Annotated in this window: 13 protein-coding genes, 1 other RNA gene and 2 pseudogenes; 8 read left to right on the top strand and 8 right to left on the bottom strand. The window is 50.6% G+C overall.

All coding sequences use genetic code 11. The features are described from left to right. Positions 1-24: 24 nt before the first annotated feature. Positions 25-153: pseudogene (locus ACQKP4_RS12470) on the bottom strand (hypothetical protein); the annotation flags it as partial. 145 nt (positions 154-298) lie between these two features. Here ACQKP4_RS12470 and ACQKP4_RS12465 point away from each other — a divergent pair. Then, positions 299-1,063 (top strand): substrate-binding periplasmic protein, encoded by a 765-nt coding sequence (locus ACQKP4_RS12465; protein WP_427633480.1) that lies wholly within the window; start codon positions 299-301, stop codon positions 1,061-1,063. On the opposite strand, the gene ACQKP4_RS12460 is transcribed toward ACQKP4_RS12465, so the two are convergent. Then, the gene (locus ACQKP4_RS12460) at positions 1,060-2,760 is read right to left on the bottom strand and encodes a putative bifunctional diguanylate cyclase/phosphodiesterase (protein ID WP_427633478.1); all 1,701 of its coding nucleotides are present in this window, start codon (positions 2,758-2,760) and stop codon (positions 1,060-1,062) included. The genes ACQKP4_RS12465 and ACQKP4_RS12460 overlap by 4 nt on opposite strands. Before the next feature lie 210 nt (positions 2,761-2,970). After that, positions 2,971-3,067: signal recognition particle sRNA small type (ffs, locus tag ACQKP4_RS12455), an RNA gene on the bottom strand. A gap of 123 nt (positions 3,068-3,190) precedes the next feature. Here ffs and ACQKP4_RS12450 point away from each other — a divergent pair. Beyond that, positions 3,191-4,483: a site-specific integrase gene (locus ACQKP4_RS12450; protein ID WP_427633477.1), complete on the top strand. Its 1,293-nt coding sequence runs from the start codon at positions 3,191-3,193 to the stop codon at positions 4,481-4,483. Positions 4,484-4,888: 405 nt separating this feature from the next. Further along, complete coding sequence (locus tag ACQKP4_RS12445) at positions 4,889-6,430, top strand: DEAD/DEAH box helicase (RefSeq protein WP_427633476.1); 1,542 nt, start codon at positions 4,889-4,891, stop codon at positions 6,428-6,430. A gap of 590 nt (positions 6,431-7,020) precedes the next feature. On the opposite strand, the pseudogene ACQKP4_RS12440 reads toward ACQKP4_RS12445, so the two are convergent. Together ACQKP4_RS12440 and ACQKP4_RS12435 are read right to left on the bottom strand one after the other, a co-directional pair. Continuing rightward, a pseudogene (locus ACQKP4_RS12440) lies at positions 7,021-7,302 on the bottom strand (TonB family protein); the annotation flags it as partial. A 587-nt stretch (positions 7,303-7,889) separates the two neighbouring features. Next, on the bottom strand, positions 7,890-8,123 hold the full coding sequence (locus tag ACQKP4_RS12435) for a hypothetical protein (protein ID WP_427633474.1): 234 nt from the start codon (positions 8,121-8,123) through the stop codon (positions 7,890-7,892). 127 nt (positions 8,124-8,250) lie between these two features. Here ACQKP4_RS12435 and ACQKP4_RS12430 point away from each other — a divergent pair, with 127 nt between their 5' ends. Both ACQKP4_RS12430 and ACQKP4_RS12425 read left to right on the top strand, forming a co-directional pair. Further along, positions 8,251-8,502, top strand: a complete 252-nt coding sequence (locus tag ACQKP4_RS12430) for a helix-turn-helix domain-containing protein (protein WP_223523611.1) — start codon at positions 8,251-8,253, stop codon at positions 8,500-8,502. Between the two features lie 29 nt (positions 8,503-8,531). Next, the gene (locus tag ACQKP4_RS12425; protein WP_427633472.1) at positions 8,532-8,765 is read left to right on the top strand and encodes a hypothetical protein; all 234 of its coding nucleotides are present in this window, start codon (positions 8,532-8,534) and stop codon (positions 8,763-8,765) included. A 179-nt stretch (positions 8,766-8,944) separates the two neighbouring features. Here ACQKP4_RS12425 and ACQKP4_RS12420 read toward each other — a convergent pair whose 3' ends face one another. Then, entirely contained in the window at positions 8,945-9,307 is a 363-nt protein-coding gene (locus ACQKP4_RS12420; RefSeq protein WP_427633471.1) for a hypothetical protein, read from the bottom strand. 37 nt (positions 9,308-9,344) lie between these two features. Next, positions 9,345-10,487 (bottom strand): polymorphic toxin type 44 domain-containing protein, encoded by a 1,143-nt coding sequence (locus ACQKP4_RS12415; protein WP_427633469.1) that lies wholly within the window; start codon positions 10,485-10,487, stop codon positions 9,345-9,347. A 421-nt stretch (positions 10,488-10,908) separates the two neighbouring features. Here ACQKP4_RS12415 and ACQKP4_RS12410 point away from each other — a divergent pair, with 421 nt between their 5' ends. The 3 genes from ACQKP4_RS12410 to ACQKP4_RS12400 all read left to right on the top strand — a co-directional run bounded on the left by ACQKP4_RS12410 (position 10,909) and on the right by ACQKP4_RS12400 (position 12,240). Then, complete coding sequence (locus ACQKP4_RS12410; protein ID WP_427633467.1) at positions 10,909-11,478, top strand: recombinase family protein; 570 nt, start codon at positions 10,909-10,911, stop codon at positions 11,476-11,478. Positions 11,479-11,545: 67 nt separating this feature from the next. Next, complete coding sequence (locus ACQKP4_RS12405; RefSeq protein ID WP_427633466.1) at positions 11,546-11,923, top strand: hypothetical protein; 378 nt, start codon at positions 11,546-11,548, stop codon at positions 11,921-11,923. A gap of 83 nt (positions 11,924-12,006) precedes the next feature. Then, positions 12,007-12,240, top strand: a complete 234-nt coding sequence (locus tag ACQKP4_RS12400; RefSeq protein WP_427633465.1) for a hypothetical protein — start codon at positions 12,007-12,009, stop codon at positions 12,238-12,240. A 518-nt stretch (positions 12,241-12,758) separates the two neighbouring features. On the opposite strand, the gene ACQKP4_RS12395 is transcribed toward ACQKP4_RS12400, so the two are convergent. Further along, positions 12,759-13,691, bottom strand: a complete 933-nt coding sequence (locus ACQKP4_RS12395; RefSeq protein ID WP_427633482.1) for a BsuBI/PstI family type II restriction endonuclease — start codon at positions 13,689-13,691, stop codon at positions 12,759-12,761. Positions 13,692-13,734 lie beyond the last annotated feature (43 nt).

The following is a 13,734-nucleotide window of genomic DNA, read 5'->3' as shown; positions in this document are numbered from 1 at the left end:
CCGAAAAACGCGATTCTAACAGACGATCAGCGCAAATCTGAGCCTCTGTGCATCGCTTGTCTCTATAAATAGGCGCATTCTTGGGTGGGTCTGGCCGACCATTTCGCGGAACGAGCGCGGACGCCATTTACGTGCAAGAACCTGATAACTCATCGAAAACCGTCGCCACGAAGGAACACAAGCGGCTAATGCTAGCGGAGCAAGGGCAAAATTGCATCCGGTGTGCTCGTCTAATCTGGCTAAGCTGCACGTTGGGGGGCTTTTTATCGGCTCAGGTTTGAGACGTACCGGAGCGTTTATGCGTTGTGCCTTGGGGGCATTGCTGTTGATCAGCCTGAACGTCGCCGCCGCTGCGACGCCGTTGCGCTTTGTGGTGCCCGACAGTTGGGCAATGCCGATGGTGCAGCTGGAACACGGGCGCCTGACGCAGGGCATTTTATATGACGTGATGCTCAGCCTCGCGACGCAGGTCGGCGTGCCTGCGGAATTCCATGTGCTGCCCCGCGCGCGGGTGCAAGGCGCGATGGAACACGGCGACGTCGATGTCCGCTGTTATGCCGCGCAGTCCTGGCTGCCGAATCAGTCCGGCGATTACATCTGGAGCATTCCGCTGTGGTTTCAGCGTGATGTGTTGATCAGCCAGCAAGACCCGCCCGCCTCGGTGGTCCCCGCCAGCTTGTCGCGACAAAGCATCGGCACGGTCCTCGGCTACAGCTATCCGACGTTGCAGCCGCTGTTCGATGCCGACCGGCTGCACCGCGAAGACGCGCGTAATCAGGAACAGGTACTGGAGAAACTCACTGCCGCACGCTATCGCTATGCCGTGAGCAATCAATGGACGCTGGACTGGTTCAATCAGCGTCTGTTGCCCGACCGCCAGCTCAAAGCCGTCGCCGTGCTACAGGAGCAAAGCGTCGGCTGCTATGTGCGTAACGATCCGAAAGTGCCGGTGCAGCGTATTTTGCGCACGCTGTTGCGGATGAAAATGTCCGGTGAAATCGACGACATCATCCGCCTTTACATCGGCGGCGAGCCGTCCAGCGCACAAATCACCCAGCCTTAGCCCGCTTCATCGAACACCTGCCATTGCGACGGCGCGACATACCCCGCGACCCAACGCGGCACGTCAGCCGGCGGCATCGGCGGTGCGATGAAATAGCCTTGGGCGACCTCGCAACCCAGCTGCAACAGCAACTCCCCGTGTTCGACACTTTCCAGCCCTTCGGCAATCACTTCCCGACCAAATGCCCGGGCCAGGCCGATCACCGCCGTGGTCAGCGCCAGGTCATCGCGGTCATGCAAAATGTCGCGCACGAAGGATCGATCGATCTTGATGGTTTGGGTGCGCAGGCGCTTGAGGTAGCTCAGGGACGAATAACCCGTGCCAAAGTCGCCCAGTGAAAATTGCACACCGAGGGCCTGACAGGCCTGCAAGCAGTCGCTGACGTGCTGGATATTCTCGACGGCCACCGATTCGACGATCTCGAGGTCGAGCATCTGCGGCGCCACCTGCGAATGCCGGGCAAGCACCTGACTGAGCCGATCGACAAAATCCGCCCGCTGAAAATGCCGGGCCGCAATATTGATGCTCACTGGCCAGCACTGCCCTTCCCTTTGCCAGCGACCCAACTGCGAGAGCACCTGATCCATGACCCATTCACCGATATCGATGATGAGGTCGGTTTCCTCGACCGGCGACAGAAACTCCCGTGCGGACACCATGCCGTTTTCCGGATGCTCCCAGCGCAACAGCGCTTCAAAACCCACGACCTCGCCACGGCGCATGTGCACTTTGGGCTGAAAATGCAGGCACAACTCACCCATGGCCAATGCCTGGCGGACCCGCGCAACGGTCTGGTGAGTGGCTTTGAGCGCCTGATCGCGCGACACGTCGAACACATAAAAGCGATTACGCCCACTCTGCTTGGCGACGTACATCGCCTGATCGGCATGACGCAGCAGGGTTTCGGCATCTTCGTTATCGAGGGGAAACAAGGTGACGCCGATGCTGGCGAATATCTTGAGGTCTTTGCCGTTGAGCGAGTACGGCGCCGACAGCGCGCCGAGCACCCGATTCAGCGCTGCGCGCAACTCCGGCAAGTCTTTTACGTAACGCAGCACCAGCACAAACTCGTCACCGGCCAGGCGCGCGACCACGTCCTCGCCGCGGACGATACCCCTCAAGCGCTTGGCGACTTCCACCAGCAACTGATCGCCACTGGCATGACCATAACCGTCGTTGACGGCTTTGAAGCCGTCGAGGTCGAGCATGCACACCGCGAGCGGGATGTTTTCCTTTCGGGAAAACGTCAGCGCCTGATCCAGCAAATCCGAGAGAAACGTGCGGTTGGGCAGGCCGGTCAGCACGTCATGCCCGACGCGCCATTGCAGAGAGTGCAGTTGCTGGCGTTTTTCGCTGATGTCGAAACGAATCGACAGGTAGCGGTCAATCCGCCCAGTCAGCTCATCAATCACCGGCACCATGGTGCTGTCGACCCAATACAGGCTGCCATCTTTGGCCCGGTTGCAGATATCGCCCTTCCAGACATTGCCCAGCGCGATGGTGCGCCACATCGTCGCGAAGAAATCGGCGCAATGCTGGCCGGAGTTGAGCAGGCGATGGTTCTGGCCGATCAGCTCTTCACGGCTGTAGCCGGACACGGCGCAGAACTGGTCGTTGACGTAGGTGATCCGGCCGCTCAGGTCGGTCTCGGAAAAAATCGCGGCGGCATCCACGGCCCTGCGGTACTTCTCTTCCATGAATCAGCTCGCTGTTGCTAGCAGTGGTACCGATGAAAATGTTGAGACTGGATCCAACCGTCGGATCCTACCGCAAACTGCCGTGATCCGTCTCCACACGCAAATAACGGAAACGACAAAACACCGCCAGGGATCACACCCATGACAGAGCAATAGACAGTTTTTTGATTGATGACGCGAGAGAACACTCGCGGGGCGTTATGGAGGCAACCCCACCAGCCACACCCCGGCACACAATGTTCCCGCTGTGGCTGCTTCCTTCCGGATCTGACCAGGTTCACGGGTAATCGTTGCGGGGGGACCGATGGGGTCGGGGTTTCAGGCCCTTGGGGGTGCAATATTTCTTCCGTTCTAACTCGCTGCACGGGCAGTCAAAAAATGGGGTGTAGTCAGCACTGTACAACTTCGCTGTACAACACAGGTGTACAACATGGCCTACATAACCCGCCGTGGACCCGTCTATTACCTGAATATCAGGCTACCCAAGCATCTCTTCCCGAGGTGTCACACATTGCGTTTGAGCCTGAACATTCGACATCGTCAACACGCACTCTTCCTGGCGACTTCACTCGCCCAGCAAGTGCACATTCACCTGTACGAACACCCCATGGCAGACCTTCAGACACTGCGTAGGCTGTGTTCAGAGTGGCGGGGGGCTGCCCCCTCACCAACAACCCAACCAGCCGCACGGAAGCCTACAACCGACACAGTGATGCGGAATAGTGACGGCCCTACCCTCGCCACCTTGTCCAAACTCTATATAGAAGAAGGAAAACGCGGTGGTACATGGCGGGAGGTCAGTACCTTCGAGGTGGAACGTGCCCTGCGTGATCTGTTCGAACTGATGGGTGACATGCCCATTGAAGCATTCGACGTACAGCAAGCCCGACTGCTGAAAGATCGTCTGAGTCGGTGTCCGCAATACTTCGGCCTTCGACCTGAATATGAGGGTAAGACACTAAAGCAGGTCGTTCAGTCAGGCGCCACTTACAAGACCATCACCGCTGTTACCGTGAACAATCGCTTACGCAAGCTCTCTGCCTTCCTGAACTGGTGCAAGTCGAACGGATACGTCGCGGACAATCCGCTGCTGGGGCTCAAGGTCATGACCGGTTCAGCCAAAGAAGCAAGGCTTTCATTTGAACAGCATGACCTGACAACCCTTCTCAATCTGGATGTGCTCAAGGCTGAGGCTCGCAAGTATCCATGGCGGTACTGGCTACCCGTGCTTGGAAGATTCACAGGCGCACGTCTGGAAGAGCTTTGCCAGTTGCACGTTACAGACTTCATCAAGTTGCAAGGAATCGACTGTATACGGATCGACGATGGTCACGAATCTCAAAAACTGAAGAACAGTAGCAGTCGTCGGACGCTACCAATTCATCCTGCCCTGATTCAACTGGGCCTGCTCGAATATGTGAAAACGCAACGTACTCAAAACTCAGACCGCTTATTCCCAGAGCTGGAACCTGTTCGAGGGAAGCTCGGTCACGCGCCATCGAAGTGGTTTAGCCGATACCGGATTAAAATGGGGATTACCGATCCCAAAAAAACCTTTCACAGTTTCCGTCATACCCTGATCGACGACCTACGTGATGCAGGGATTCAAGATTCTTTGGTCAAACGGCTCGTCGGACACGAAGACAGCAGCGTCACCTTCGGCGTCTACGGAAGCAGAGTGCCAATCCAAGCAATGTTACAAGCACTTACGCATATACGATAGAAAAGTCGCGAGCAACACAGTCGTACAAAATTTGCACGACTGTGGCTCTGGTGCAGATTACGCCATTCACGACACGTAACGTCGTACGCGAAACCACGGATAAACATTTTTTAAGGCTACCAAAAAACCATTCCGCTACTGCAAACCAACCGCTAAACCATTTATATCATTCGCTTCGCAAACTGTATCAATCATTAAAACGAAAATTCTACACAAACGCCATTAAGCTGAATTTGCACAACCAGTGCGACTGATCCAAGTTTCTTCTACCCAATGTTTAACATCACCAAAAACAGTAGTAAGGTAGCTTCAACGAACCAGCAGCAACCCATCGAGACGATTCAAACCATCTACTTGCGCAGTCTGCCGGCTCGAATACCAAACATAAACTTCTGGAATACAATGATGAACAAGAAAATTATCTATACCACAATCGCAATGCCCGGCGCTGGTAAAACCAAAGCAGCTTTGGCGGCAATCCCCGGAATGCTCAGCCTGGGGAAAAAAATCCTTTACGTATCACCGACCCTCGCACTTGCAGACCAAGTATTTGATGACGCCATTAAAATCAGTGAATTCATCCGCCCAATGAAAATTGATTCGCGAAACGGTGGTTCTGCGGAAGCAACCCTGAACAAAATGTTGAATCCAAAAGAACACGTTTATTTCATCATTTGCCAACATGCGACCTTCCAAAAATGCTCCACCATGCATCTTGGAAGCTGGACCGTTATCATCGATGAACTGCCTATGCCTATCAACCTGAGGCACTCCACCTTCGATAAAACACAACTCAAGCGGCTCGATCTCATCGAAAATATTGGTGACCGAATGAAGATCAAGCGAAACATGCAAGAACTTTTGAAAGCAGAAGTTAACACGTTTCACAAAGCTCGACTGGGGAACAATAACAACATCGACAGCACCCTTGCCGCGCCCACACAAGATATCTACAAAGCCATTTTAAACAAACACTCCGTTTTTGCCGACGTAGACAAAAGTAATACCAGTGATGATGACCATTCAAAACAAAAAACCGTAATTCGCATCATCGAAGAATATGGATTTTTTGAACGTTTTCATGCAGCGAGGGAAGTACACCTTTTATCAGCCACTTTGAAAGGCTCACTGTTTGACTGGTTTGCGAGGGCGAATGGATTTATCTATGGTAAGTCTTACTTCGCCCCAAACGACACTAAAAACAATAAAAATGTAACCATCTACCCAATGCTGTCCGACGACAACTATTGCTCTCGTGGGGTTTTGGACTCCGTGGATGCGGCCTCTAATGAAGGCCACAAAGTCTTACAGTCAATTACAAAGTTGATCGACGGCCACTTGGAACCTCAGGAAAAATGCCTGATGTTTGCATACGACTGGGGCCAACACTCACACAGTATCAAATTTAGACAGTGTAAAATTGATAGCCGGGGTCTTAATAATTTGGCAGATACGCACTGCGCATTTACTGCATTTCATGGAAATCCAAACCCGATTGCGCGCAGATCACTGGAATTCATCGCAAAAAAATATAATAGCTCAACCGAAGACCTGGAAAAGGCATGGAAATTTACACACAAATTTGAAATGACATTGCAGAACGTATTCCGCACGTCATTGCGAAATAACAAAACTGACAAGCCAGTGAAACTGTTTGTTCAAGACAGCGAAACTGCTCGGTTCTTGCAAGGTTGCTATCTTCACAACGCGAATATCGATGTAAGCCTGGCAAAAACCTATAAGGAGAAGCAAAAGCCGGGGCCAAAACCGGATCCTGCAAAAGAAAGAGCCATTACCATGCTCAAGGCAGGTATGAAACAAGTACATGTAGCAAGGGAAACTAAGCTGTGTACGATGACCATCTGTAATTATGCAAAAGCCCTTAGGGTTATTGCTACAGCAGAATCTCATTCCAACACCACACACAATCTTGAACAGTGGATGTAAATCAGAACCTTCGACACTCAAAAGTAAACAGTTTCCTTAAGAACTATAAGGTATCCGTTTACACGAAACGTTCTCCACCGAAGGTGGTCCCGAAGCTCAGCGAGGGATGACAACAGAGTATGGAGCATCCAAGGACTAGAATAATTTAAATCATATGCTCGCCTATCGGCTTCGCATGACTGCGTCAATTATTTTTTTGGACTGTGACCATACTCGCTTTTAACCGTTTAACTCAATACAATCGACTAAAAAGCCCCACGCAATATCGCACATCGAAATGACATACTCGCCTATCGGCTTCGCATGAACTCCGTTATTTTATTCAATTTGATTGCATATATTACGACTGAACCTGCTTCACAACCGTATACGACACGTCATCGGCATATACGGTTCAACGACGCTAGCGTTTTAGGTCTAGTATACAAGCACCCAGCCGCATCGTCCGGTTCATGGCAAGGCTGACATGGACATGAATAGTTCGTCGCTGTGCAGCCATTCCAGAGGCTTCCAGGCACAATAAAACTCGGGAGCACCGGTGTCTTAACCAACACCGTGCGAGTGATTGAATCGTTACCGAAAAATTATAATCATAATTCCAAGTCATCCGGTGTAAATGACATCTTGAATGAACGGTAATTTTCTATATCACTTGATTTCATTCTCTGTATTTCCGGTAATCTTCCAATATTTTTGATCGTTGCGACAACCGACCGATCATAAGGAACATCGCCACTCGATTTCTCGACGTCTGCCGAAGTAATTGTTCCATTAGCAGTCATTCCAATTTTCAATGTCACCGACATATTTTGCCGTGTGGATGGTGGACGAGCCCAGCCTTCGGAGGCTCTGGCCCTGATCACTTCATCAAAAACAACGCCGGGATCAATCTCGTTTATTAGTTCAGGACTGAATTTTGATGCTGCAACGGCTGGCGGGAAAGCCAAGCAGTTGGTTAGGTATGTACCCAGACCAAATTCGACACGACGACACTGAAAGTAAAATTCTTGATTTGCATCAAAGTTCGAAGCGAATTCCATGGCGGTTTGGATTCCGCCTATTTCCGGCTTGCTGCCAAGCTTCCACGGCCACGCTTGATAATTGTCTAAAAGCACTGTCACAGCGGTGCTTTTACCCTGATCAACGATAAAATAAGTACCGCGACCATCCACTACTACCTTGCTGATTCGCCCATGATAGACGCCCGGCTGGCTGAATTTAATTTGGGCTCTAGCCTGATTGGACTGCCATTCTTGGTTGATTTGCTTGGTGTCCATCGCCTGATTGAAATGCCAGCCCGTGGTGTCCAGCATCTCGTGCATGCGAGTGTTGAACTGACCCCATGCACCAGAGTCAAGCTCGGCAGCGTTGGCTATAGACGTGATGGACGAAAGAAGTACGATCAACGGCAGCTTCATTCAAAAAATCCCGTTTCAGTTTTTGCCATGATTTCCTGAACTCAATTGGTGTCATTGCTGACGCGGGTCTGGTGTCGCAGACGCCGGACTGTGGATGGAATGCTTGATAAGAACGTGATGACAGACACTATCAAAATCACTGAGCCCACAAGAACGCCAACACCAATGGCTTGGCGGATGCTCCAAACGTATCCGAGTTCCATTGCCAAGATGCCCGCCAGACTGGCTAACGGCATGCTGAGCGTTGCGAAGAACATTGCAGCGTAAAGCTTCATACCCATTTCCTTGGCCGTTGCGCCGCCCAACATTAGGTTAGTCGTCATGCGCATCGACAAGATATCTGAAATTCAGATATCCGAAAACCAGATATAGGTTGTAAGGCTGCTCAAGACTGGACAGCCCATGCCAAAAGCAATCTATCGCACCGAATATGATGTGTTCCAAGCGTTGCTGAAAGCCCGACGAATCAATGCAGGGTTAACGCAACTAGAATGCTCAAGAGCTTTGGGGCGGCCACAGTCCTTCATAAGCGATGTCGAACGGGGCACGCGACGGCTGGACATTATTCAAATTCACGACCTTTGCAAGGTCTTGGGGTGCGATCTTGTAGAGCTGATTCAAGATTTTGTTGGCGGCATTGAATCGGCAAGATGATCGAAAACTAACCATCAAGGAAGATTTTCATGTCAGCCGATAACGAAGCTGTAGCCAGCGCCCTTGAACTGCTGCTAATCAACCAAAATGGTATAGGTGCCGCCGTCGAAGAACTTGCCAAATGGGTAGCGGAACGAGGTTCAGTAGATGTTGCAGATAACGCAGTCACGGCTCTACAAGTGCTCGATTTAAACGCCGAAGGGATAGCCAGTGTTATCAGATGCTTCGTCAAGAATGATTTTCAAGAAGCAATCACCAATTGATATCCTTGTAGCTACTGATAGAATCCCCGGCGCTCGCTCACACCTTCAGTTTAATCGTTGTGCAGGATGACAGTCCTTTGGTGTGGGTGGGCCTTCAGCTTACTCTCCAGCCAGAAACTCAGATGTTTACGAAGGTATCGATTTTCCTGCGGCGGAGCCTGGGACTGGAAATATCACCGTTATGGTTTCGCTGTGTCCCACTGACATTCTTTTAACCGGTCTACATCGGTGCCGCTGCCCTTGCTCATATCAATCTTGCCCTCCGCATCTAGGTAGATGTCGGTGTTGGGCCACTTCGGTGTGATGCTGATGCAATGCCAGCGGCCTTTCTCGGTGTGCCATGAAAACTCCATGAAGAACTCGCTATCTGGGGATAGAAGCCCTTTGTCTATAACGCTGCTACCGGGTGTAAACCGCCCCTTGTAAATCCGGTCGTTGACGTTCCAGACATACCGCAATTCTTCCTGGCCATTCTTGTGATAATGGACAGTCGCAGTGGGCAGCGCGCTACGCCAGAAGACAAACGCCAGTACAGGTAGCAACGGAATCCATAACCATCGTATGTATCGTGTTCGGGCTTTACTTGCAGATATGGACACTGATTCCTTCTCCCCAATTTTCCGGTGCAACGGCAAGCACTTCATCCATGATCATCTTCGCCGTTATCCCACCGTGGGGATGCTGGTTGGCGAGCTTCACACCGATACTGATCGATACTCTGTCTGCAACATCATCAAATGCTCGCAGTCCGTCAGATAGACTAGCCGTCAAGTGTGGACCGGGGAGTTCCCAATCTGTTTTCGGCTTCTCCCACATTTCATCGGCCTTCCTTACAGAGTCTGAGACGATTTGCTCAGCCCCGGCACCATCTAGAAGAACGCTCTCTGATAGCCCGCCAATGATTCCAACGTACCCGTAATGGATGTTCGACCAGATATCATAGTAGTAATCGTACAGCCCCCGTTTGTGCCTTACGCCGGGAAACAGCTTGCGAAGCTTCGGCTTGTGATCCCACTCCTTATTCTGACCAACTTTCTGAGTCCAGATTGTCGCCGCTGCAACCTTGTGGGCTTTTGCAATGCTGCCAAAGTTTGGTGGTCCGCCCATGCGTGCGAGCAGCGGGAGCTCTGCAAACTGTTTCGCCGCCACGTCGGGATCGTAGTCAATGAGCCTTTTCATCTCCAACACAGCCGGGTCTTGGATGTTGCGATTCATCTCACCGGCTATATAGCTGGCCAGCCCTTCCATCTGGTCCGGGTCATTGCAAACAACAGGTTCTGTCTTCTCTTCTTTCGGTGCATTCGGATCAACCAAGGCATTCGCCGCTGTAGCTTTCTCCGTTAGATTTGGATCAGCCAGCAGAGTCGCCATGCGCTCATCATCAACCGTTCCATCAGGACGGATTGCACCTAGTACAGCAAAGTTGATGATCGTAGAACCGGGAGCAATTCCCATAACAAACCCGCCGCCGACGTCACTTGATCCGGTGATGATCGTTCCGCCGTGACTGGTAGGGCTACCTAGATGAGCCATAGGGCGACCATTCACTTGAATCGAGGGAAATCCGGTGGTGATAACAGCACCGCATCCGCACACGTCACCAACACGAGCAGAGCCCATGAAGTTTATATTTACGTCGGCGCTGGCTGAAGCAATCGGTGTGGTGCCATGACCTGGCATTGGGCAGACATGCTTGTCACCCAGTCGTGCAGAGGAAATCATGAATCATCCTTGAATCGTTACGATGAGTTCCAGCCTGTAGCTGGGGCAAAATGACTCTACCGAGAAGCTCAAACACCTGCTGTAGGACAAATCCCAAAAGACGTACTGAGTGTTCCCTGTGTTCCGTGTCATTCGGTGGGTGGAGAATACCGGGTGGGGACACGGGGTTGAATGATGGCAGTTCGCCGCAAGTCATTTGCACCAACCTTCTACTACGTCGCATCCATGAAAACGCAAGACTTGATCGCTCAACGCAACACCGACGCTGCTAGGCACCTGATCAGTCCAAGGCATCACCAAACGACCGATAAACGATACCTTCCAGACCGCTGGTATTTGGTATCATTTAAATACAGGTCGATAGTTAATGACACCATGATACAATGATACCACGTTAAATGATCCCAAGGAGTCAGCCGCCATGTCACGCACCTTCCTTTATTGCCGCGTCAGCACTGCGAATCAGTTCACTGAGAACCAAGTGCAGGAAGTGAAGGCCGCCGGCTTTGATGTACAGGCGAGTCGAGTAGTCGAAGAAACAATCTCAGGCAGCATAGCCGCCCAGGAACGTCTCGGCTTTCAGAAACTGCTGGAACGGATGGAATCGGGAGACGTGCTGATCGTAACCAAGCTTGACCGCCTTGGTCGCAACGCCATGGATGTCCGTCAGACTGTCGAACACTTGGCAGCTACTGGCATTCGTGTTCATTGTCTCGCGCTTGGGGGCGTAGACCTTACCAGTGCCGCAGGAAAGATGACCATGCAAGTGTTAGGGGCAGTGGCTGAATTTGAACGTGACTTGCTTATTGAACGCACTCAACAAGGGCTGAAGCGAGCCAAGGCTGAAGGCAAAAGGCTGGGCAGACCCGAGGCAAAAGGCACGACAGCATCAGTGCAACACCTCAAGGCAAAAGATATGACGCAGGCACAGGCAGCAGCTGAACTTGGTATTGGCATTGCAACGGTCAAGCGTCACTGGAACAAAAGCTAATTAAAAGAGCCCCCAAACCCTGACTAAGCTGGGGGGTAATGACCACCAGGAAGCCAGGAGCATTTTTATGGATAGTAAACGGGCGATTGAACTGGGCGCTAATGTCATAGCAATACAAACGTTAATGGTCGCATATGCCACCGATGGCCGAACTTCTGCTCAACCTGCCGAATACCGCGAGCTATATGCGGGGGTGACGATTGATCTGGAAGAAGCGAAATATGCAAATCCCAACCCGCACAAATCTCTCGAAGTCTTCATGGCATTTTGCAAGCTCCAGCAAATGAGCACCTACGCAAGTCGACGTGTCTACGTACAGGAACTCTACGCAGACGTCTTGCTCGACCTAAAACGGATACAACGACACGCCCCATCATCTAAGAATTGGGGCAAAGCAAATGAAGCGTTGGCCGATGAACTGACCCAATCCGTGCGCAATGGCTAAAGGCGAAGAACTTTATCTACTCGGCAACGCCTGACTTCGAAAACTCCATAAAGGAGTCAATCAGCTCCGTTGAGTCAAGCCTCATGGTGCTGCTGAAAGAGCCGAACGGAACGCTCGGCAAGATTATTAAGCAAGCAAAGCTCGACCCTGATATTGAACGCTTGATCACCCAAGCCTATGGCTATGCGAGTAACAAAGATTTCGTTAGGCACGGTGGCACAATCGAATCTCGCCTTTCAAAGGCAGAAGCAGAGTTTTTTCTTGAGTTCGCTGCAACATCCATAGTCTACATCACTAACCGGCTAAAAAAGGGATGACACCGGGGCCGACTACGCGCTCTCAGAAAGGGCTAAAGGGGCTAAATCGATCCACCTTATCGGTATTGTCGAATCAAAAAAATCGCCGCGCATATTTTTTTCGTTCCGAGATTTTGGACTACGAAATTTAAGTACAACATCCACGTACAATGCGAAAATAGAAAAAATCGCAAAACTTGATCTACAGAAACTTATTATGATTGCGGACACCGAAGCGGGACCGAGCCCGGCTTTAATTGTACTAACGGCATAACCAAACACCCCCTGATTTTACTGACCATCGTGCCACAATGAAAAAACTATTCATATGAACCGCCGGAGCATAGTCGGTGATTTACCGCTGGAAAAGTTTGTAGCCACAGATAGAGCTTCGTTCTGACGGGTATTTCAGCAAGAGCAGTGCCTTGAACTCACCAGTGGCTACCTGGCGTCCAGCTCAGCAGTATATGCCTGCGCAGGAACAAAACGATTCTAAGTCACAAGCCACCCAAGCCACTATTAACGCTTCTAACGTTAAATTAGTGAGGGCCGAGGAAGCGATCACCATTGAAATGAATCATATGAGTAGGGGCATCAGCCACCCACACTTCTGTTTCCCAAGATATCTTAGTTAGAAATCTACCAAAACCATCAAGGCTCGGCATTGCGGTGACATAAACGATTCCGGCCGATGATCCGGCAAAAATCGCCGCTAACTCTTCGTGCCGCATTCCATCTACATGCCCGTGACTAGTTACAACCTCGACCAATATTAGCCAATTACGTTTTTTACAGTAAAGAATAACATCAGGTATTTTACCATGAACATCTATCTTGACGCCGAGCGGTGCTAGTAAAGACTCGTTGAAATATGCAAATTTTTTTTCAGTATCCCCGACGTAAATCACATCCCCATCAGGAACAAAGCAAGGACCGAATTCATCTACAACATCTTTAATAAGCTTACTGTGTTTGCCAGGACTAAGGGTAATATTCAAACCAGATTCGATCTGCAATGGGATGCGTTGCATTTCTCGCTCTTTTGCATAGCGAGCGATAAGAGTCCCACGCAGAGCAATAAAGACCTCAAGATTCTTTTCCCATTCCGGCTTACCATAACAGCGTAGAAGTTTTAAGGTTTCCAGATCGATTTGATAGACATAATCTTGGCTATTTGTATCTCGATGCTTATCTGGATTTTTTAAAGCAATTCCAGCCAAGACAAATGGCTTTACTGACCCTCTTCGTACTGACTCGCGAGTGTTAGGCCTATACTCGTGATCATAATGTTCCCTCATCCAATCAATGATTGGCGATATACCAATTAAACGACTTTTGGCTTTCGACCAAGTGGTTCCTGGCTTCAGATCCAAAAGGGCAAGTAAAGTAAGAGCTGACCGGATATTCTGCTGCCCGCGAGGAAAACCCAACGACTTTAGAATTAACTGTGCATCTACGATATTTGCATCCATGTAGCTCACTCACCGCCCCTCAAAAACCAGCTTAAAAATGAAC

Source organism: Pseudomonas sp. NPDC086278 (genome assembly GCF_050280905.1).
Lineage (GTDB): Bacteria > Pseudomonadota > Gammaproteobacteria > Pseudomonadales > Pseudomonadaceae > Aquipseudomonas.
Note: the sequence above shows the minus strand (reverse complement) of the source record. Positions and strands in the feature narration are given on the sequence as shown.